The 20,553-nt window shown below is 74.7% G+C and carries 19 protein-coding genes and 1 tRNA gene; 2 read left to right on the forward strand and 18 right to left on the reverse strand.

The features are described 5' to 3' along the window. Positions 1-15: 15 nt before the first annotated feature. Positions 16-1,383, reverse strand: a complete 1,368-nt coding sequence (locus ABFY03_RS14335) for a peptidoglycan-binding protein (protein WP_346170057.1) — start codon at positions 1,381-1,383, stop codon at positions 16-18. A gap of 183 nt (positions 1,384-1,566) precedes the next feature. Between ABFY03_RS14335 and ABFY03_RS14340 the strand changes: the two genes are divergently transcribed. Further along, positions 1,567-1,640: transfer RNA gene (locus ABFY03_RS14340), tRNA-Lys, on the forward strand. A 55-nt stretch (positions 1,641-1,695) separates the two neighbouring features. Here ABFY03_RS14340 and ABFY03_RS14345 read toward each other — a convergent pair. The 14 genes from ABFY03_RS14345 to ABFY03_RS14410 form a co-directional block, all read right to left on the reverse strand. Continuing rightward, a complete protein-coding gene (locus ABFY03_RS14345; protein WP_346170058.1) occupies positions 1,696-2,700 on the reverse strand; it encodes a glycoside hydrolase family 6 protein in 1,005 nt (334 codons plus the stop codon). A 367-nt stretch (positions 2,701-3,067) separates the two neighbouring features. Then, positions 3,068-3,718 carry a class F sortase gene (locus tag ABFY03_RS14350; RefSeq protein ID WP_319011343.1) on the reverse strand — a complete coding sequence of 217 codons (651 nt, stop codon included), beginning with the start codon at positions 3,716-3,718 and terminating at the stop codon, positions 3,068-3,070. A gap of 2 nt (positions 3,719-3,720) precedes the next feature. Beyond that, positions 3,721-4,290, reverse strand: coding sequence for a hypothetical protein (locus ABFY03_RS14355; protein ID WP_319011342.1), 570 nt, complete (start codon positions 4,288-4,290; stop codon positions 3,721-3,723). 74 nt (positions 4,291-4,364) lie between these two features. After that, entirely contained in the window at positions 4,365-5,144 is a 780-nt protein-coding gene (locus ABFY03_RS14360; protein ID WP_319011341.1) for an HAD-IIA family hydrolase, read from the reverse strand. An 87-nt stretch (positions 5,145-5,231) separates the two neighbouring features. Then, the gene (locus ABFY03_RS14365) at positions 5,232-6,767 is read right to left on the reverse strand and encodes an alkaline phosphatase family protein (protein WP_346170059.1); all 1,536 of its coding nucleotides are present in this window, start codon (positions 6,765-6,767) and stop codon (positions 5,232-5,234) included. Between the two features lie 132 nt (positions 6,768-6,899). Beyond that, a complete protein-coding gene (locus ABFY03_RS14370; protein WP_346170060.1) occupies positions 6,900-7,958 on the reverse strand; it encodes a 2-aminoethylphosphonate ABC transporter substrate-binding protein in 1,059 nt (352 codons plus the stop codon). Positions 7,959-7,985: 27 nt separating this feature from the next. Then, complete coding sequence (locus tag ABFY03_RS14375; RefSeq protein ID WP_319011338.1) at positions 7,986-8,783, reverse strand: ABC transporter permease; 798 nt, start codon at positions 8,781-8,783, stop codon at positions 7,986-7,988. Continuing rightward, a complete protein-coding gene (locus tag ABFY03_RS14380) occupies positions 8,770-9,660 on the reverse strand; it encodes a 2-aminoethylphosphonate ABC transporter permease subunit (RefSeq protein ID WP_346170061.1) in 891 nt (296 codons plus the stop codon). Before ABFY03_RS14380 ends, ABFY03_RS14375 begins: the two co-directional genes overlap by 14 nt. Further along, positions 9,653-10,705 carry an ABC transporter ATP-binding protein gene (locus ABFY03_RS14385; RefSeq protein WP_319011336.1) on the reverse strand — a complete coding sequence of 351 codons (1,053 nt, stop codon included), beginning with the start codon at positions 10,703-10,705 and terminating at the stop codon, positions 9,653-9,655. The genes ABFY03_RS14380 and ABFY03_RS14385 overlap by 8 nt, the downstream gene beginning before the upstream one ends. Beyond that, entirely contained in the window at positions 10,702-11,379 is a 678-nt protein-coding gene (locus ABFY03_RS14390) for a phosphonatase-like hydrolase (protein ID WP_346170062.1), read from the reverse strand. Before ABFY03_RS14390 ends, ABFY03_RS14385 begins: the two co-directional genes overlap by 4 nt. Positions 11,380-11,387: 8 nt before the next feature. Next, complete coding sequence (locus tag ABFY03_RS14395; protein ID WP_319011334.1) at positions 11,388-12,509, reverse strand: TIGR03364 family FAD-dependent oxidoreductase; 1,122 nt, start codon at positions 12,507-12,509, stop codon at positions 11,388-11,390. Between the two features lie 131 nt (positions 12,510-12,640). Continuing rightward, positions 12,641-13,420: a GntR family transcriptional regulator gene (locus ABFY03_RS14400; RefSeq protein ID WP_319011333.1), complete on the reverse strand. Its 780-nt coding sequence runs from the start codon at positions 13,418-13,420 to the stop codon at positions 12,641-12,643. 187 nt (positions 13,421-13,607) lie between these two features. Beyond that, a complete protein-coding gene (locus ABFY03_RS14405; protein ID WP_346170063.1) occupies positions 13,608-14,441 on the reverse strand; it encodes a hypothetical protein in 834 nt (277 codons plus the stop codon). 118 nt (positions 14,442-14,559) lie between these two features. After that, positions 14,560-15,822, reverse strand: a complete 1,263-nt coding sequence (locus ABFY03_RS14410) for an ROK family transcriptional regulator (protein WP_346172250.1) — start codon at positions 15,820-15,822, stop codon at positions 14,560-14,562. 65 nt (positions 15,823-15,887) lie between these two features. Here ABFY03_RS14410 and ABFY03_RS14415 point away from each other — a divergent pair, with 65 nt between their 5' ends. Continuing rightward, positions 15,888-17,003 carry a Gfo/Idh/MocA family oxidoreductase gene (locus tag ABFY03_RS14415; RefSeq protein WP_346170064.1) on the forward strand — a complete coding sequence of 372 codons (1,116 nt, stop codon included), beginning with the start codon at positions 15,888-15,890 and terminating at the stop codon, positions 17,001-17,003. On the opposite strand, the gene ABFY03_RS14420 is transcribed toward ABFY03_RS14415, so the two are convergent. The 3 genes from ABFY03_RS14420 to ABFY03_RS14430 form a co-directional block, all read right to left on the reverse strand. After that, positions 16,966-18,576: a choice-of-anchor A family protein gene (locus ABFY03_RS14420; protein ID WP_346170065.1), complete on the reverse strand. Its 1,611-nt coding sequence runs from the start codon at positions 18,574-18,576 to the stop codon at positions 16,966-16,968. The genes ABFY03_RS14415 and ABFY03_RS14420 overlap by 38 nt on opposite strands. 185 nt (positions 18,577-18,761) lie before the next feature. Further along, positions 18,762-19,631 (reverse strand): fumarylacetoacetate hydrolase family protein, encoded by an 870-nt coding sequence (locus ABFY03_RS14425; RefSeq protein WP_319010328.1) that lies wholly within the window; start codon positions 19,629-19,631, stop codon positions 18,762-18,764. A gap of 137 nt (positions 19,632-19,768) precedes the next feature. After that, positions 19,769-20,497, reverse strand: coding sequence for a YidC/Oxa1 family membrane protein insertase (locus ABFY03_RS14430; protein WP_346170066.1), 729 nt, complete (start codon positions 20,495-20,497; stop codon positions 19,769-19,771). Positions 20,498-20,553 lie beyond the last annotated feature (56 nt).

Genomic DNA, 20,553 nt, shown 5'->3' on the forward strand with positions numbered 1-20,553 from the left:
CCTCTTGTCTCGGGGTCATCGGAACAATCGCCGCCAGGTCTCCGGGCCCGGGTAGCCGTCGGCCGCCGCGCCGCGCCAGCCCTGTGCCCGCTGGAACGCCTCGACGTTGCGGCGGTCCGCCTCCGTCCAGCGCGGACCGGGTCCCGACAGGTAGTGCTTGCCGAAGCCCCGCTTCACCAGTTGTTTGCCCAGCTTCTCCACATATGCGTTGGATTGGCCCGGACGGAAGGAGCCACGCCCGGGGAACCCCTTCGCATCTGTGCTCGGACCGCTCGAACCACTCGAACCGCCGATGTTCCGGCCCTCCCCCGCGACGAGGAGCCGCCAGGTGTGCGGGCCCGGCAGACCGTCCGCCTCCCTGCCCTTCCAGCCCTGCGCGCGCTGGAACGCCTGGGTCGCCCGGCGGTCGGCCTCGCCCCACCGGGGGCCGGGCCCCTGGGCGTAGAACTGCTTCCCGCCGCGCGCGATCAGCATCTGCCCGAGCCGCGTCACGTACGCGTTGTTCGCGCCGGGGCCGAACTTCGACCCGCCCGGGTACGCGGCCGCGCCGGGCGCCGTCGGTCCGCCGCCGGCGCCGGTGCCGGCGCTGACGAGGCCCTTGTAGCGGTAGGCCACGTACCGGTTCGAGTTCTCCCAGTAGGCCATGGGCGTGGCCTGCTTCCGCGTGCGCGGCTTGGTCTGCTCGTAGGCGACGTAGGACGTGTGGGTGTAGTCCGTCCAGCCGCCGAAGATCGTCACGTGCGAGCCGCGGGTCGGGTTGGCCGGGTTGTGAAAGAGCAGGATGTCGCCGGGCTGGAGCTCGGTGCGGTCGATGCGGACGGCGAAGCGGTCGAGACTGCCGGTCCACTCGTTGCTGCGCAGGTTCCAGGCCATCGAGATGTAGCCCGAGCAGTCCTGGCGGTACCCGTCCGACCAGTACTTCTCCATCGAGTACGGCACCTGGGCCGCCACCCACAGCTTGGCCCGGTTGATGATCTCCGTACGGGTCGTCCTGCGCAGCGTCTCCGTCGAGATCTGACTGGTCGTCGGGACGGCGCCGGGGGTGGGCCCGCCGTCGCCCTGCGCGGCCGGCGGGCCGTGCAGCGGGGCGCGGCCGCCCTGCGGGGTGTCGGAGCCCTGGGCGGCCTCCGCCGCGCCGGCGGCGTCCGCCGGGGTGACCGGGACGGCGGGGGCGACGGCCGCGGCGATGCCGCTCGCCCCGCCGCCGCCCAGGACGGCGCCCGCCGCCGTCACCAGGACCAGGGCCCGGCGGGCGCCGTGCGCCGCCGGGTGTCCGCCCGCGCGGACCGGCAGGCCCAGCGCGAGGTCACGGCGGTGCCGGGCGCAGCCCGGGCAGCCACAGTCGGGCGCGGGTTCGAATTCCTCGAAGACCGGCACGCTCATGCGATCCCCTCCACACTCGTCAAGATCTTTTGGGCCTCTGTTTCGGGCGCCAGTTTCTCAACTGTCTGGACAAATCGCATTTTGACGGATCAACGGCCTGATACGACCATCCGACAGGCCGGAGACGGCCGTCGTTGGTCAGGAGCACCCCTGGAGGTCGGGTAGAGTTATCTCTGTCAGCAGGCGCCGCTAGCTCAGTTGGTTAGAGCAGCTGACTCTTAATCAGCGGGTCCGGGGTTCGAGTCCCTGGCGGCGCACCGACGGAGAAGGCCCCTCGCGAGAGCGAGGGGCCTTCTCGTTGCCGCAACTCAACTACCGTGCGTTGCGGGCCAGTTCCAGTGCGTACGCGTCGAACCACTCGCCCGCCTTCGGTCCGCCCCCGCACTCCCCGTCCGACTCGCCGGGCCGCTTGATCCACAGATGGGCGCGGACCAGCGGATCGCCGGTGCGCAGGGTCGGCGGCGTACCGAGCGCCCGGCCCGGAGGGTTGCACCAGCTCTCCGCGGGGTCGCCCGCCAGGTGGGGGCCGTTGCCGTTGCGGCTGGTGTCGACGACGAAGGGCTTGTCGCCGACGAGGGCGGAGAGCCGGCGGCCGTACGCCACGCTCTCCCGGGTCGTGCGGAAGTTCGAGACGTTCACCGCGAAGCCGTCGGCGGCCGCGATGCCGGCCTGGCGCAGCGGTGCGGCGAGGCGCTCCGGGGCGGCCCAGCCGGCGTTGCCCGCGTCCAGGTGGACGGTGACCTGGGGCTGCCGCTTCAGCCGGTCGACCGCGGCCTTGAGCAGGGCGTACCGCTCGGCGCGGTGCTGCGCGGCGGTGCAGCCGACGACCACGTGCATGACGGCGTCCGGTTCCAGGATCACCGTCGCCCGCCGCCCGCCGATCCCCCGGGCGACGGCGTCCACCCAGGCTCTGTACGCCGTCCCGTCCCGCGCGCCGCCGGCCGAGTGCTGCCCGCAGTCGCGGTGCGGGATGGCGTAGAGGACGAGCAGCGCGGCCCGGCCGGCCTTCGTCGCCGCCTCCGTGAGCGCCCGCGCCTCCGCCTCGGGACGGTCGGGGCCGATCCACTCCGCGACCGGCCGACTCGCGATCCGGTCCAGCAGCGCGGCCTCGGCGGTCCGCCCGGCGGCGCGGTGCGCGGCGGCGGCGCGGGCGGCCCCGCTGTCCGGGTTCACCCAGTACGGCGCCTCGCCCGCGGCGGTCGCCGACGGGCCGGGCGCGCCGGGTTCCGGGGCGGGGGCGGCGCAGGCGGTGGCGGTGGCGGTGGCGGCGAGGAGTGCGAGGAGCGCGGTGAGGGGCGCGGGTGGGCGTGCGGGCATACGGGCCCCTGGGGCGCGGCGGGGGTGGCGGAGTCGCGCCCATCGTGACACGGCGCCCCCCTGGGCGGTGCGAGGCGCGACCTGCCGTCCCACGTCCCTGTGGGCAGGCGTCCCGCAGGGCGGGACGGGTGGGCACAGGGACGGCGCCCCTTGCCGCGCCCAGGCTTCCGCGCCTGAACCCGCACCCCCTGTACGGCTCCGTACGGGTGCGGGTCCAGGCTCGGGGCGCGGAGGCACCGCTGAAGGCGCCGTTCCGTTGTGCCCACCCTCCCCCAAGCTCTCGGCTTCGCTCGAGCAGGGGGGACCCCCATCGCCCCAGCGGAACGATTGCCCACAACGGACCGGCGGCGCGGCGCAGGCGGCGGGGTTACTCCGCTGCGGTCAGGTAGGCCGAGACGACCACGTTGGCGGTGTAGGTGGCGGTGGTGCGGTCGAAGGTGCCGCCGCAGGTGATGAGGCGGAGTTCGGCGCGGCCCGGGTCGCGGGGCCCGTAGACGGCCCGGGGGTCGAAGGCGTCGCGCGGGACGACGCGGACGTCGTCGACCGTGAAGACCGCGACGGATCCGTCCGTCCGGGTGACGCGGACGGTCTCGCCGGGCCGGGCGGCGCTGAGGCCGTAGAAGACGGCGGGGCGCGTCTCGGTGTCGACGTGGCCGACGAGGAGGGCCGGGCCCGCCGCGCCGGGCGTCGTGGTGCCGGGGCCGTACCAGCCGACGGTGTGCGGCAGCTCGTACGGCGGCGGGTCGACCGCCCCGGTGGCGTCGAGGCCCCGGGGGACGACGGGGGCGTCGATGCCGAGGGCCGGTATCTGGAGGCGGCGGGGTTCCGCCGCACCGGATAGCGGCGCCCGGGAGGGCGGCAGGTCCACGCCCAGCGGGCGGCCGACCGCCGCGATGTCGCCGTGCGTCGGGGCCGAGCTGCCGCCGGGGCCGTGGACGGTGTCCTGGCCCCACAGCCAGAGCCCGAGGAGCAGGACCGCCCAGGCCACACCGGTGACCGGGCGGCTCGACGCGGCCACGCCTATTCCGTACGCCGGCGGCGGGAGCTCCGGAAGGCGACCGCGACGGCGGCGACGCCGGCCATGCCGAGGCCGAGCAGGGTGTACGGGGTGCCGAGGCCGTCTCCGCTCGCCGTCTGGGCCACGCCGGGCGCGGCGGGGGCGGCGAACGCGGCGGTGCCGCCGCCGCCGGCGCGGACCGGGGCGACCGGGGCCGGGCGGTGGGTGGGCTCCTGGTGGTGCCGGACGGTGAGGGTGCCGACGTCGGGGTGGTCGTGGCCGTCGCAGGTGACGGAGACCTGGTACGTGCCCTCCTGGAGCCCGGTGCGGACGGTGGCGCCGCCGAACAGGGCGTGCGTGCCGCCGTCGCGGCCGGTGAGCTCGGCGTCGGCGACGAACGCCGGGGACTTGGCGGCGCCGGTGGTGCCCTTGCAGCCCTGGACGCGGACGTCGACGTCGGCGCCGGGGGCCGCGGCGGCCGGGGTGACGCCGGCCTGGACGCCGTCGTGGGCGACGGCGGTGCCGCCCGCGGGGGCGAGCACCAGAGCCAGCGCCGCCCCCGCGGCACGGAGAGCGATGGGACCTGAACGCATGGTGACCTCCTGGTACTGGCAGGGTCACCCGGTTCGGGCGTTCGCGCATCCGCAGGGGCGACGCTCCGTGAGCGCTACACGCGGTCGACGAGGTCCGCGATCGACTTCACGATCTTCGAGGGGCGGAACGGGAAGCGGTCGATCTCCGCCTGCGTGGTGAGGCCGGTGAGGACGAGGAAGGTCTGCATGCCCGCCTCCAGTCCGGCCAGGATGTCGGTGTCCATCCGGTCGCCGATCATCGCGCTGGACTCGGAGTGGGCGCCGATCGCGTTGAGGCCGGTGCGCATCATCAGCGGGTTGGGCTTGCCGGCGAAGTACGGCTCCTTGCCGGTGGCCTTGGTGATGAGGGCGGCGACGGAGCCGGTGGCGGGGAGCGGGCCCTCCAGGGACGGGCCGGTCTCGTCCGGGTTGGTGCAGATGAAGCGGGCGCCGTTGTTGATGAGGCGGACCGCCTTCGTCATGGCCTCGAAGGAGTAGGTGCGGGTCTCGCCGAGGACGACGTAGTCGGGGTCGTGGTCGGTGAGGACGTAGCCGATGTCGTGGAGGGCGGTGGTGAGGCCGGCCTCGCCGATGACGTACGCGGTGCCGCCGGGGCGCTGGTCGTCGAGGAACTTGGCGGTCGCGAGCGCCGAGGTCCAGATGTTCTCGACGGGGACGTCGAGGCCCATGCGGAGGAGGCGGGCGTGCAGGTCGCGGGCGGTGTAGATCGAGTTGTTGGTGAGCACCAGGAACGGCTTGCCGGTCTCCCGCAGCTTCCTGATGAACGCGTCGGCGCCGGGGATCGGGACGCCCTCGTGGATGAGGACGCCGTCCATGTCGGTGAGCCAGGATTCGATCGGCTTGCGCTCTGCCATGGGTGCGGGACTCCTGCCGTACGGACGTGGGACGTGCGGTGTGCTGGGGGCGACGCGACAGCGCTGTGGCGACGCCCCCAGCCTAGGTCAGGAAGTCGTCACCGTGACCCCGTCGATCGTCCAGTACCAGTTGTTGGCACCGGTGTAGCGGAAGCGGAAGCTGACGTTCGACGCGCCGGCGGGGACCGCGACGGTGAGCGACTGGGGCTGGGAGACCACGTCGGAGGTGTAGCTCTTGACGACGGTCGGGGTGCCGCCGTTGAAGGAGGCGAGGACCTGGGCGGTCTGGGCGCCCTCCTGGCGGTAGAAGGTGGTGAAGCCGAGGGTGACGCGGGCGGCGCCGCCGACCGCGTACGCCGGGGTGACCAGGGTGGTGTCGTACGCGCCGGAGAAGCTCTTGTCCGCCCACTCGTCGGAGTCGGCGACGGCGAAGACGCCGCGGGCGCGGACGTTGAGCTCGCGGGACTGGTCGCGCTGGGTGCGGGACCAGAACTCGTCGGTGGCGAAGGACCAGCCGCGCCACTCGGTCGTGCCGCCGGTGCCCATGGCGTTGTTGACGACGGACCAGCCGCTGGGCGGGGTGTGGGTGAAGCCCAGGACGCCGGCGGGGATGCCGGTCTCGTCGACCCGGCCGCCCAGCGAGCCGTACAGCGAGTCGAAGGGGTCGGTGGAGCGCTCCTGGATCGGCTTGCCGTCGAGGCCCCAGGACGGGTCGGGGGCGATGCCGAGCTGGCGGAAGACGGTCGCGGCGACGTCGACGAGCCGGGTGTCGATGGGGCGGGCTCCGGCGGCGATGCCGGGTCCCTGCGCGAGGACGAAGGTGCGGCGCTCCTCGATGGCGGAGCCGCCGTGGCCGCCGGCGTCGGTGTGGCCGTGGTCGGTGGTGACGAGGACGGTCCACCGCTCGGAGGCGTACGCGGGACGGGCCCGGATCGCGGCGAGGAGCCGGCCGAGGTAGCCGTCCTGGACGTCGATGGCGTCCAGGTACTTCTGGCTGGCGGCGCCGTGGTTGTGGCCGATCTCGTCGGTCTCGCCGAAGTAGACGAAGAGGACGTCCGGGTTCTGGTGGCGCAGGACGTCCTCGGTGATGTCGGTGATCAGCTTGTCGTTGACCACGTAGTCGTTGTCGTAGACGAGCTTGGCGTCGGCGCCGGGGGTGACGGTGCCGTGGGTGTCGAGTTCGGGCCAGTCGACGGCGGCGAAGAGCGACAGCTCGGGGCGGACCTGGTGCAGACGGGCCAGGAAGCCGGGGTACTTGGCGTAGTTCTTGCCGGTGAAGGTGTTGTCCCTGACGCCGTGCTTGTCGGGCCACACGCCGGTGGAGATCGTCGACCAGCCGGGGCCCGAGGAGGTGGCGGCCATCGGGTTGGCGTAGAGCAGGGAGCGGCCGTAGGTGCCGTTCGCCATCAGGGACTTGAGGGTGGGGGCCTGGGCGGCGTCGATCCGGTCGTACCGCAGGCCGTCCATGCCGACGACGAGGACCTTGTCGAGGCTGGTGCCGTTCGGGAGCGTCGGCGCGGCGGCGTGGGCGGCGGGGGCGGTCGCGAGTCCGCCGGCGGCGAGGGCGGTGCCGGCGGCGGTCGCGGCGAGCACGGTGCGGCGGGAGATGCCGGGGAGCGGCATGTCGGAGTCCTCCGGGGAAGGGGAGAAGGGGACGGACGCACACCAACGCCCCCGATTCCTCGGGGGCGTTGGTCCGTACCCGTTATCTTTCCGCTATCTGCGGCGGGGGTCGAGGGGACGTGCGGTGAACTCTCAGCTGCCGGTCGCGGACTTCCACGCGTCGACGTAGGCGGACAGGTTCTTGTCGATGTCGGCCCAGTCCGGCTCGAAGATCTCGACGCCCTCGATGAGCTTCGCCAGCTCGATGGCGTTGGCGTCGGTGGTCTTGATGTCCTTGCGGGCCGGGAAGCCGCCGCCGACGGCGCTGACCTCGCGCTGGGCGCCCTCGCTCAGCAGGAAGTCGAGCAGCTTCTTCCCGTTCTCGGTGTGCGGGGCCTTGTCGACCAGGCCGGCCGCGTAGGGCAGGGCGAAGGTGGTGGGCTTGCCGCCCTCCTTGGCCGGGAACCAGAGGGCGAGGTTCGGCATGGACTTGGCCTGGGCGAAGTTCATCTGCACGTCGCCGTTGGCGACGAGGAGTTCGCCCTTGTCGACCTTGGGGGCGAGCTTGGAGGTGGAGGAGGACGGGCCGACGTTGTTGGCCTGGAGCTTCTTCAGGTACTCCATGGCGGGCGCCTGGCCGCCGAAGTCGTGCATGGCCTTGATGAGGACGGCGGTGCCGTCGCCGGCGACGCCGGGCGTGGAGTACTGCAGCCTGTTCTCGAACTTCTTGTCGAGCAGGGCCTCCCAGGTGCCGGGCGCCTGCGGCAGCTCCTTCTTGTTGTGGATGAAGCCGAAGTAGTTGTTGACGACGGAGGTCCAGGAGCCGTCGGCGGCCTTGTCGGCGCCGTCGACCTGGTCGGCGCCCTTCGGGGTGTACTTCTGCAGGAGGCCCTTGGAGCCGGCCTGCTGGATGAAGGGCGGGAGGGTGACGATCACGTCGGCCTGCGTGTTCGACTTCTCGCGGAGGGCCCGCTGGACCATCTCCCCCGAGCCGCCCTCCACGTACTTCACCGTGATGCCGGTCTCCTTCTCGAAGTCGGCGAAGACCTTGTCGTACCAGCCGTCGCCCTTCTCGCCCTTGAGGCCGTCGGCGCTGTAGACGGTGACGACCTTCTCGTCGGAGGCGGCGGAGGAGCCTCCGCAGGCGGTGAGGGAGGCGGCGAGGGCGAGGGCACCGGTGACGGCGGCGACCGGCTTGGCGTACGTCAGCATGACGTCGTTCTTCTCCTGGCGTGAGGGCTATCGGTACGAGGCTTTGGTACGGATGCGGGAGACGGCGAGCAGGACCAGCAGGGTCGTGGCCATGAGGACGACGGCCAGCGCCGATCCGGTGAAGAGGGAGCCGCGGTCGGTGGCGGTGAAGACCAGCACCGGCAGCGGCGTCCAGTCCGGCGGGTAGAGCATCATCGTGGCGCTCAGCTCCCCCATGGACAGGGCGAAGCAGAGCCCGGCGGCGGCGCTCAGCGAGGGCAGCAGCAGCGGCAGCCTGACCCGGAACAGGACGTACGAGGGGCGGGCGCCGAGTCCGGCCGCCGCCTGCTCGTACATCGGGTCGAGGCGGCGGATCGCCGCCGAGACCGACTGGTGGGCGAAGGCCGTGACCAGCACCGTGTGGGCGAGGATCACGATCCAGCGGGTGCCGTTGAGGAGCAGCGGCGGCCGGGAGAAGGCCACCAGGACGGCGAGGCCGACGACCACCGACGGCACGGCGAGCGGCAGCACGAAGAGGGCGTCGAGCGCCCGGCGGCCCCTGCCGCGCAGGGCGGCGGCCGCGAGCGCGGCCCAGGTGCCGAGGGTGAGCGCGAGGAGGCTCGCGGCGGCGGCGGTGACGAGGCTGGTCGTCAGGGCCTGGAGGGACTCGCCGCGGACGGCCGCCGTGTAGTGCTCGGTGGTCGGCCCGGAGGGGAGGGCGCCGGACCAGTGGGTGGAGAAGGAGGCGGCGACGATGACGAGGAGGGGGACGGCGAAGAGCGGCACGAAGAGGACCGCGAAGACGATCCAGGACGCCCACCGTCCGGTACGGCTATGCACCAGCACGCTTGCTCACCACCCGGTAGACGGCGTAGAGGCCCACGGAGAGCGCGACGTTGACGACGGCGACGACGCAGGCGGCGGCGTAGTCGGATTCGAGGATGGCCTTGGAGTAGACGAGCATCGGGAGCGTGGTGACGCCCTTGGCGCCGGTGAAGAGGACGATCCCGAACTCGTTGAGGCACATGACGAGGACCAGGCTGCCGCCGGCCGCGAGGGCGGGCAGCGCCTCGGGGAGGATCACCCGCCGCACGATCCTCGCGGGCCGGGCGCCGAGCGAGGACGCCACCTCCAGCTGCGCGGTGTCCAGCTGGGAGAAGGCGGCGAGCAGCGGCCGCATCACGAAGGGCGTGAAGTACGTGATCTCGGCGAGGAGCACGCCCCAGGGAGTCGTCAGGAAGTGGAAGGGGCCGTCGGCGGCGCCGGTGACGCCGGTCCACAGCCCGTTGGCCATGCCGACCGTGCCGTACACGAAGAGCAGGGCGAGGGTGATGAGGAAGGAGGGGAAGGAGAGGAAGACGTCGATGAACCGGGAGACCGCCTTCGCCCCGGGGAACGGCACGAAGGCGACGATCAGCGCGAGGACGAAGCCGAGGACGAGACAGCCGACGGTGGCGCCGGCCGCGAGCCACACGGTGGTGACCAGGGCGTCCCGGAAGGACGCCGAGGAGAACACCTCGGCGTACGCGCCGGGTGCCAGCGACTCCTGGACGACGAGACCGAGCGGGTAGAGGAAGACGAGCCCGAGGACGGCGACGGGCGGCAGCGCCCAGAGCCAGGCGGGGACGGTACGGCTCCGGGCCGGGCGGACCGGCGTGACGACCGGCGGCGTGACGACCGGCGGCGCGGCGGCGGGCGGCGCGGTGGCCCGGGCGCTAGCCATCGGTCACCCCCGCCGCCAGCAGCACCGCGTCCTCGGGCGCGAAGTGCAGCGTGATCTCCTGGCCCAGCGGCGGTGTGTCCCGCAGCTCCCGCACGTCCGCCTTCACGCGGTGCCCGCCGACGTCCACGTAGAGCCTGTGGGTGGCGCCCCGCCACTGGACCTCGGCGATCCGGCCGCGCAGGGCGTTGGGTCCGTCGCCGAGGCCGATGAGGTGCGGGCGGACGCAGAGGGTGGCGGCGGCGCCGGGGGCCGCGTCGCCGGCCGGGACCTTCAGCGCGGTGCCGGCGAAGTCGACGCCGTCGGCGCCGACCCGGACCGGCAGCAGGTTGGCGTTGCCGACGAAGGAGGCCGTGAAGGCGGTGCGGGGCCGCCGGTACAGCTCCTGCGGGGTGCCGCAGTCCTGGAGCCGGGCCTGGTCCATGACGGCGATCCGGTCGGCCAGGGTGAGCGCCTCGACCTGGTCGTGGGTGACGTACAGGACGGAGACGTCGGGGAGTTCGCGGTGGAGCCGGGCCAGCTCGCCGAGCATGCCGGAGCGGAGCTGGGCGTCGAGCGCGGAGAGCGGTTCGTCGAGGAGGAGGACGTCGGGGCGGATGGCGAGGGCGCGGGCGATGGCGACGCGCTGCTGCTGACCGCCGGAGAGTTCGCGGGGGTGGCGCCGGGCGTAGGCGCCCATCCCGGTCATCTCCAGGGCCTCGGCGACCCGCGCGGGGATCTCGGCCCTGGGGTGCTTGCGCGCCTTCAGCCCGAAGGCCACGTTCTCGTCCACGCGCAGGTGCGGGAAGAGCGCGTACTGCTGGACGACCATGCCGATGCCCCGCCGGTACGGCGGGAGGTCGGTGACGTCCCGGTCGCCGATCCACACCCGGCCGGCGGAGGGCCGGACGAAGCCGGCGACGGTGCGCAGGGCGGTGGTCTTGCCGGAGCCGGAGGGCCCGAGGAGGGCCATCACCTCGCCGGGTTCGACGGTGAGGGTGAGCCCGTCGAGGACGGTGGTGTCCCCGTAGGCGACGGAGACGCCGTCGAAGCGGATGCCGCTGCTCACGACTCGTACTCCCGTATGAGAGCCGGGAGTCCGGTGACGGAGCCGAGGACGTGGGTGGCGCCGTGCGCGGTGAGCGCGGCCTTGTCGTGGGCGCCGGTGAGGACGCCGGCGACGATCCCGGCGCCGGCCCGGACGCCGCTGAGCATGTCGTACGACGTGTCGCCCGCGACCACCGTCTGCCGTACGTCGGCGGCGGCGCCGGTGCGGAGGAACGCGGTGAGGACCATGTCCGGGTACGGCCGGCCCCGGCCGCCGGCGTCCGCCGGGCAGAGCGTGAGGTCGGCGAGGTCCCGCCAGCCGAGCGCGTCGAGGATGGCGTCCTGGGTGGCGCGGGCGAAGCCGGTGGTGAGGACGACGGTACGGCCCTGGCCCCTCAGCTCGGCGATCGCCGCGGCGGCGCCGGGGACGGGGGCGATCAGGCCCTCGGCGACCAGGGCTCCGTACGCCTCCTCGAAGGCGAGGTTGGCCTGCCGGGCGCGGGTCTCGTCGCCGCCGAGGAGGTGGCGGAAGACGGAGATCTTGGACTCGCCCATGGTGGCGCGGACGTGGTCGATCATCGTGGCCGGGTCCTCGCCGAGGCGTTCGGCGGCGGCCGTGAAGGCCCGTTCGACGAGGCCGTCGTCGGCGACGGTGGTGCCGGCCATGTCGAGGACGATCAGGTTCATGTCTGTCATCTGACGCTTCACCAGCCCAGTTCGTTCGCGGTCGTCTCGGCGATGGCGGGCGAGCAGGTCATGCCGCGGCCGCCGGGTCCGGTGACGAGCCAGACCCCGTCCCGTACCCGCTGCCGGTGGACGACCCGGGTGGTGTCCACGCACTGCGCGTACACGCCGGCCCAGCGGCGGCGGATCGGCGGCAGCGGGCGGCCGAGCAGCGACTCGACGACGCGGACCAGGTGCTCGTAGGGGTCCTCGACGGTGTCGAAGGCGAAGGGGTGCTCGTACTCGTGGGTGTCGCCGATGGTCAGTCCGCCGTCGAGGCGCTGCACCATGAGCAGCTGCATCCTGTGGGCGGCGGCGGTGGGGTCCTGCGCCTGGCCGGCGTTGAGCGCGTCCAGGGCGCCCGACGCGTAGGCCGGGTAGTAGCGGAAGGAGTCGGCGTCGGCGACGGAGGTCGTCAGGGGCTCGCCGAGGGGGGCGGTCTGCATCATCTGGAGGCGGACGCGGCGGACCGGGACCGGTCCGGCGACCTCGCGGACCAGGCCGGAGAGCCAGGCGCCGGTGCACAGGACGACGGCGTCGCCGCTGTGCAGCTCGCCGTGGTCGTCGCGGACGGCGTGCTCGCCGACGACCTCGCGGACCTCGCGGTCCGGGAGGAAGGTGTAGCGGCCGGTGGCGAGGAGCGCGGCGCGGAGGGCGAGCTGCGCGGTGCGCGGCTCGACGGCGGCGTCCCGCTCGCACCAGAGGGCGGCGTCGAAGGCGCCGCGCAGGGCCGGGTTGACCGCCCGGGCCTCGTCGGGGGTGAGCAGCTTGTAGCCGCGCGCGGCGGCGTCCGCGCGGGCGACGGCCGCCTCGGCGACGGCCAGTTCCAGCGCGCCCCGGACGGGGGTGAGGGAACCGTTCGCCCGGAAGCCGAGGCCCGGGACGCGGGCGCCGACGCCCTCCCACAGCTCGCGGGCGCGCAGGGCGGTGTCGAGCTCCTCGCCGCCCGCGCGGCCGCTGACCCAGATCTGGCCGAAGTTCCTCAGGGAGGCTCCGCGCGCCTCGGCCTCGCGCTCGATGTGTACGACCTCGTGGCCGCGTTCCACTGCCTGCCAGGCGTGCATGGTGCCCACCACGCCGGCTCCTACGACGATCACCTTCATGCCGTCCACGCTCGGGGCGGTGGGTGACCCGGGCCGGTCGCGCGGACGACGGGACGGTGAACGGCCCGACAAGCTTGGACTAGACCCGTTACCTTCTCGTGATGTACGGGCCTGGCCCGGTCGGGGTCCGGTCAGGCGTCCTGGCGGCCGAGGTGGGCGGTGAAGGAGAACCGGTCGCCGCGGTAGAGGGTGCGGACCCGTTCCAGGGGCCGCCCCTGCTCGTCGCGGGAGACGCGGTGCAGGAGCAGCATCGGCAGGGCCGGCGGGGTGCCGATGAGCAGCGCCTCGCGGGGGGTGGCGAGGACGGTCTCGATCCGCTCGTCGGCGTCACCGAAGGTGATGCCGAGCCGGTCGCGGAGGTAGCCGTAGAAGGAGGAGTCGGGGTCGAAGTCGCTGTCGAGGCGCGGCACCCGGGCCTCGGAGACGTACGTGCTCTCCAGGCCGACCCGCTCGTCGTCGGCGAGCAGCACCCGCTCCATGTGCCAGACGGGCGCGCCGGGCGCGACGCCGACCTCGGGGGCGAGGGCGTCGGGGCAGGGGAAGCGGTCGAGGGAGACGATGCTGCGGCCGGGGCGGCGGCCCTGGCGGCGGACGCCCTCGGTGTAGCTGGCGAGGGAGAGCGGCTGTTCGAGCTTGGGGCCGGCGACGACCGTGCCCCGCCCCTGCCGGCGCAGCCTCCCCTCCAGGAGGAGTTCGCGCAGGGCCTGCCGGACGGTCTCCCGGGACACCTCGTAGCGGACGGCGAGGTCGCGCTCGGTGGGCAGCGCGCCCCCCTCCCCCAACTCGTCGACGAGGACGGCGAGTCGCGCCTTCACGGCGTAGTACTTGGGCACCCGGCCGTGCTCCGGGACGCCGGAACGGACGGGGGCGCCGGGGGCGCTCGGGGTGCTCGGGGCGTGGTGCTGGTTCATCCGGGGATCGTCGCAGACGGGGGTGAACGGGAGGGTGTACGGCGGGTGTCCCGCCGGTTCGGCGGCGCGGACGACGTGTCGGGGCGGACGGCTCGCCGGGGGACGGACGGCTCGTCGGGGGGGACGGCCCGTCGGGGCGGACGGCTCGTCGGGGCGGCGGACGGGGGTACGGCGAGTGCCGCGCCGGTCAGCGGCGGGGGCGGACGCCGAGGCGGCGGGCGGCGCGGGTGAGGAGGGCGCCGGCGAGGGCGAGGGCCGCCGCCCAGGGGGCGAGGGCGGCGGCGGCGTCCTCCGGCCCCGTGTGGGCGAGTTCGGGGCGGGGGCGGGGGGCGGTGGTGCCGGTGCGGGGCGGCGCGGTCCCGTCGGGCGAGGGGGTGGGGGCGGCCGTGGGGGCCGGGGTGGGCGGGGGCGTGGCGGTGGGGGCCGGGGGGTCCGCCGGGTCGGGCGGGCCGATCGTCAGGCGGTAGTCGTCGGAGCGGCCGACCCAGTCGCCGTCGGCGCCCCGGCGCTGGACGAGCGCGGCGTTGACGACGACCTCCTCGGGTACGGCGTCCGCCCGGAAGGCCATCCGGACCGGCACGGTGACGGCCCGTCGGGCGGGCACGGCGAAGCCGCCGAAGCCGGTGAACGCGCCGACGCTCTCGGCCTCCTCGGTCGCCTCGAAGGCGACCGCCCGCCACCGCTCGGCCGCCGCGTCGTAGAACTCCAGGCGGATCTGCTCGGGCTTCAGCACGCGCTCCTCGTCGGCCAGGACGAGCACCGGATGCACCCCGGTGCAGGGGCTGCCGGTGGTGTTCCGCACCTCCAGCTCCCAGGCCCGGAAGGATCCTCCGGCGGGATAGTCGGCGGGCCCGCCGTGGATCCGCGTGTCGAGCGGGAACCCGGCGTCGGCGGCGTCGCCGCACGCCGGGGCGGGCGCGGGGGCGGCAGCGGCGGAGGCGGGTGGGAGGGTCAGCGTCAGGGTGACGGCCACGGCCGCGAGGGCGGGGGCGCTGCGCAGGGGCCGGGGGTCGGGTGCCATGTGCGGGTGCCTTCGTGCTCGCGGACGTACGGATCGCCCGCGACGCTGCCACGCCGTCCGGCCCGCGGCGGGCGGCGACACTCCCGGGTGCCCCGGCCGGACCGCCGAATCCGCCCGATCAGCCTATGGTCGGACTGTCCGATGAACGCGGGACCGGGGACCGCGGGACCGGGGACCGCGGGACCGGGGAGCGCGGCTCCGCCGTCGGCGCCAGGCCGAAGACCGGGGCCAGGACGAGCTGGGCCGCGCCCCGCGCCACGGCGTGCGGGGCGGTCGTCACCTCGACCGGGGTCGGGAGGCGGAGGCCGGCCAGCACGGCGGCCACCCCCTCCGCGAAGACCCCGGGCGCCGCGAGGACCACCCGGCCGCCGAGCAGGACCCGGTCGATGTCGAGGAGCCGGACCAGGTTCGCCGCGCCGGTGCCGAGGATCCGCGCGGCCTCGGGCAGCTCTCCCCCGGCCACCGCCGCGAGGCACAGCACCTCCAGGCAGCCGCGCGCGCCGCAGTCGCACACCGGCCCGTCGAGCTGGACCGTCTGGTGGCCGAGCTCGCCGGCGCCCGTCCGCTCGCCCCGCAGCGGGGCGCCGCCGACGACGAGGCCCGCGCCCAGCCCCGTACCGAGGTGGACGTAGGCGAAGGAGCGGGGCGCGCCCGGGCGGACGGCGAGGCCGAGGGCGGCGGCGTTGGTGTCCTTGTCGAGCGTGACGGGCAGCCCGAGGCGCGCCGCCAGCTCCTCCCGTACCGGGAAGCCGTCCCACACCGGCGCCCCCGTCACCCGCCCCGGCACCCCCCGCCGGTGGTCCAGCGGCCCGGGCATGGCGAGCCCGACCCCGAGGACGGGCACGGCGGCCGCCGGCTCGGGGCCCGCCGCCGTACCCGCGCCGTCCGCCTCCGCCTCCGCACCCGCACCCGCACCCGCACCCGCACCCGGCACCGTCTCCGTGGTCGCGGCCGTGGCCGCCGTCAGCAGCGCTCGTACCTCCTCCGTCACGGTCGCGAGGACCGGGTCGGGGCCGGCGGCGAGGGTCAGGGGGAGGTGGCGGACGGCGACGGGGGTGCCGGTGAGGTCGGTGAGGGCCAGGGTCAGGCCGTCGCGGTCGAGGTGGGCGCCGACGGCGTACGCGGCGGTGGGCACGAGGCGCAGGACGGTCCGGGGCTTGCCGCCGGTGGAGGCGCGGCGGCCGGCCTCCGCCGCCAGCCCCTCGGCGCGCAGCCGGGCGGTGATCTTGCTGACGGCCTGCGGGGTGAGACCGGTGCGGGCGGCCAGTTCGAGGCGGCTGATGCCCTCCTCCCCCGCCGTGCGCAGCAGGTCGAGCACGAGCGCCGCGTTGTGGCCGCGCAGCGCCGACAGGTTGGCTCCGCCGCCGGGGTCTCTCGTCATCACCGTCACCGGGCCATTCTGCCCCCTGCTTGCACTTTGGCAACAGCGTTGCTTAAGTGCTGTGCATGACCCCCCTCACGACCCCCCTCCCCCTCCGCGTCGGTCTCGTCGGCTACGGGCTCGCGGGCTCCGTCTTCCACGCCCCGCTGATCGCCGCCTCCCCCGACCTGACGCTCACCGCCGTCACCACCGGAAACCCGGAGCGCGCCGCCGAGGCGCGGGCCGCCCACCCCGGCGTCCAGGTGCTCGCCCGGCCGGAGGACCTCTGGGCCGACGGGGGTCCGGAACTCGACCTGGTCGTGGTCGCCTCCCCCAACAAGACCCACGTCCCGATCGCCGAGGCCGCGCTGAGGGCGGGGCTGCCGGTCGTCGTCGACAAGCCGCTCGCGCCGACCGCCGCCGAGGCGCGCGGTCTCGCGGAGCTGGCCGAGGAGCGCGGGCTGCTGCTGTCCGTCTTCCAGAACCGGCGCTGGGACAGCGACTTCCTCACCCTCCGCCGCCTCCTCGACGAGGGCGAGCTGGGCGAGGTCCAGCGCTTCGAGTCCCGCTTCGAGCGGTGGCGGCCGCGCCTGAAGGGCGGCTGGCGCGAGTCCGGCGCCCCGGAGGAGATCGGCGGGCTCCTGTACGACCTCGGCAGCCACGTCGTCGACCAGGCCCTGGTCCTCTTCGGCCCCGCCGTCTCCGTCTACGCCGAGTCGGACGTGCGCCGGCCGGGCGCGGAGGCCGACGACGACACCTTCGTGGCGATCACCCACGCGAACGGCGTCCGCTCCCACCTGTACGTGAGCGCCACCGCCGCCCAGCTCGGCCCCCGCTTCCGGGTGCTCGGGCAGCGCGCCGGCTTCGTGACGTACGGGCTCGACCCGCAGGAGGCGGCGCTCCGCGAGGGGCTGCGGCCCGGCCCCGGCACGGCCTGGGGCGTGGAGCCCGAGGCCCTGTGGGGCCGGCTCGGCTCCGGGGAGTCCCCGCTGACCGGCGGCGGGACGCCCGTCGAGTCGGTGCCCGGGGACTACCCGGCGTACTACGCGGCCGTCGCTGCCGCCGTGCGCGGCACCGGCCCGAACCCGGTGACCGCGCACGAGGCCGCCGCCGCCCTGGACGTCCTGGAGGCGGCACGGCGGTCGGCCCGCGAGGGCGTCACGGTCAGGCTGCGCCCCGCGCCCGACGGCGCCGGCGGCTGACGGCGACGAGCACGCCGCCGCCGAGGGCGAGGCCGGCGGCCGTCACGCCCATGACGGCCTTCCCGGTGCCGGCGCCGGTCTCGGGGAGTTCCCCGCCACCGCCCGGGCCGCCGCCGTGGTGGCCGCCGGTCCCGCCGCTGTCGTCGCCGTAGCCGCCGTCGGAGCCGTAACCGCCGTCGGAACCGCCGTCGGAGCCACCGCCGCTGTCGGAGCCACCCGTGTCACCGCCGGAATCACCGCCCGAGTCACCGCCCGAGTCGCCACCCGAGTCGCCACCGGTGGTGAGTCCGCCGTCAGTGGATTCCGTCGGGCTGGGGGTGGGCTCGGTGGGGGTCGGGGTCGGCTCGGTGGGGGTCGGCTCGGTCGGCGTGGGCTCGGTGGGGGTCGGCTCGGTGGGGGTCGGCGTGGGGTCGGTCGGGGTCGGGGTCGGCTCCGTCGGGGTCGGGGTCGGCTCGGTGGGCGTCGGGGTCGGCTCCGTCGGGGTCGGGGTCGGGGTGTCCTCGTCGCAGGACGGCAGGTCGCCGTCGAACGGGTAGTTGTGGATCTCCTGGCCGCCGCCCCCGCCCGGCTCGGACGCGTGGGTCAGGTCGCCGGTGGTGAAGAACCGTCCGTTCATGCCCGGCATGGTGATGGTCGCGGTGCTGGCCTGGTTGCCGATCAGCACGCTGCCCGCGAACTGCGCGGTCCCCTCGAACGTGACCCGGGTCGCGTCGGGGAAGTTCCACAGCAGCCGGTCCCGGAGCCCCGGCAGGCCGCCGATGTAGGAGTCGATGGTCCGGTCGTCCCCGAGGACGTTGACGAGGACGGTCGCGTTCGCGGGGATGTTCTCGAAGCGGATGCCCTGCTGCCCGCCGCTCGCCGACTCCAGGTCGAAGTCGACGGTGAAGACCTGGAGCGCGGAGGTGCCGTCGCCGGTGAAGAGGGTCTCGGAGCCGTTGTTGACGGCCGTGCCGGTGGGGGTGCGGGAGGCGCCCTTCACGTACGCGTAGCACTGGCTGGCGGCGGTGAGTTCGCCGCGCAGGGCGGTGTACGGGGCGACGGCGGCGGCGTCCTTGACGGGCGCCGGGATCACGGTGCCGGTCACGTTGCCCGCGTACACCGTCTTCCCGGTGACGGAGCCCTCCTCGGTGAGGAGGCGCTGCCCGGCGGCGACGGTGATGTTCTTGCCGACGCTGAGGAAGGCGGTGCCGTTGTCGGGGACGACGCGCGAGCCGACGCCGGCGACGCCGACGTTGTAGACCGCCGAGACGCCGGCGCGCTTGGCCTGGTCGAAGCCGCCGAGGACGACGACCTTGCCCTCGGCCTCGGCGGCGGCCTCGCGGACCAGGAAGTCGCCGCCGACGAAGACGTTGACGCCGTTGTCGCGCCACTGCACGCCGCCGTTGTTGATGTCGGGGTACGTGGGCGGGCACGTGCCCGGCTTGCAGGGGCCGAGCCCGCCGGGCAGCGGGTCGGCGGCGCCGGTGGCGGCCAGGCCGCCGACGAGGGCGCCGGCGGCGACGACGGCCGTCGCGGCGGAGAGGACGAGGCGGGCTCTGCGGCGGGGGACGCGTGCGGTCTTCACAGGTTCCATGTGCCGCAATATGCATAAAAGGGTACGAAAAGAGCGGCACCCCACGCGGGATGCCGCTCTTTCGGACGGGTCCGGGACTCTGGACGGGGTCCGGACTCTGGACCGGGTCCGGGGCCGGACGGGTCAGGCGCCGGGCGAGGCGCGGGGCCTGTCAGGCGCTGGACAGGGCCCGGGAGCCGGACGGGTCAGGCGCTCTTCAGTTCCTGGCGCTGGCGGCCCAGACCCTCGATCTCCAGCTCGACGACGTCACCGGGGCGGAGGTACGGCTTGGGGTCGGGCTGCCCCATGGCGACGCCGGCGGGCGTGCCGGTGTTGATGACGTCGCCCGGGTAGAGGGTCATGAAGCGGCTGACGTACCGGACGACCTCGGCGACCGGGAAGATCTGGTCCGAGGTGTGCCCCTCCTGCTTCAGCTCGCCGTTCACCCACAGGCGCAGGGTGAGGTCCTGCGGGTCGGGCACCTCGTCGGCGGTGACGAGCCAGGGCCCGAGCGGGTTGAAGGTCTCGCAGTTCTTGCCCTTGTCCCAGGTGCCGCCGCGCTCGATCTGGAACTCGCGCTCGGAGACGTCGTGCGCGAGCGCGTACCCGGCGACGTGCGCCAGGGCCTCCTCGTCGGTCTCCAGGTAGCGGGCGGTCCGGCCGATGACGATCGCCAGCTCGACCTCCCAGTCCGTCTTCACCGAGCCGCGCGGCACGAGCACGGTGTCGTCCGGGCCGACGACGGTGTCGGCGGCCTTGAGGAAGACGACCGGCTCGGCCGGGGTGGCCTGGCCGGTCTCGGCGGCGTGACCGTGGTAGTTCAGCCCGATGCACACGACCTTGCCGATCCGGCCGACCGGCGGGCCGACCCGCAGCCCGGTGGGGTCGCCGGAGCCGCCGTACGCGGGCAGCACCCCGGCCTCGGCGGCGGCCCGGATCCGGTCGAGGGTGGCGGTGTCCGAGAGCAGCCGTCCGTCGACGTCGTCGGTGAAGGAGGACAGGTCACGGAGGGTCCCGTCCCCGTCGAGGAGGGCGGGGCGCTCGGCGCCCGGCGGGCCGACTCGCAGCAGCTTCATGGTCTTCTCCCTGTGGTCGAGGTGGGCCCGGGGGAGGCCCTTCGGTGCCCCGGCCGATGGAGTGCGGCCATCGGAGGATCGTCCGATCCTCCAAGACTCCCGTTCAGCCCGCAAGACCCCGTTCAGCCTGCGGACCCTTACGCACGGGTAGCGACGCCGGGCGCCGGCGGCCGCCGCATGAGCAGCGCCCGCTCGACGGCGGACCAGGTGGTGCTGGTGACGAGGTAGAGCGCGACCGCCAGCGGGACGACGGCGGCGGTGACGACCGCCCCGAAGGAGAGCAGCGGCAGCACCCGCCCCAGGGCCGCGGGGGCGCTCCCGCCGGGCGCCGCCGCCATCTCCCGGCGGGTGCGCAGGTACTGGTACGCGGCGACGCCGAGGGTCACCGCGAAGAGCGCGAGGTAGACCAGCCCGGCCGGCCCGAAGGGCCCGCCGTCGTCGAGGGCGTCGGCCCACCGCGCGTCCAGCGGCGCGGCCAGCAGGCCGTGCCCGGCCATCCGGTCGCCGGAGGAGAAGAGGGAGTACAGGAGGAGGAAGGCGGGCACCTGGAGCAGGCTCGGCAGGATCCCGGCGAACGGCGAGACCTTCTCCTCGGCGTGCAGCTCCAGGATCGCCCGCTGGAGCCGCTCCGGACGGTTCCTGTGCTTCTCGCGCAGCGCGGCGACCCGGGGCGCGAGCCGGACCCGGGCCTGCTGGCCCCGGACCGAGGCGCGGGAGAGGGGATGGACGGCGAGCCGGACGAGGGCGGTGAGGAGGATGACGGCGGCGGCGGTCGAGGCGCCGCCGAAGGCGGGCTGGAGGAGCGCGGCGAGGCGCCCGACGAGGTCGGAGAAGGCGTCGAGGACGGGGGACGGGAAGACGGACAAGGGAACCCTCCGGGGTTCGTCGTGCCGGGGACGGTGGGTCACGGCATGACGGACCG

It is taken from the genome of Streptomyces roseofulvus (genome assembly GCF_039534915.1).
GTDB lineage: Bacteria > Actinomycetota > Actinomycetes > Streptomycetales > Streptomycetaceae > Streptomyces > Streptomyces roseofulvus.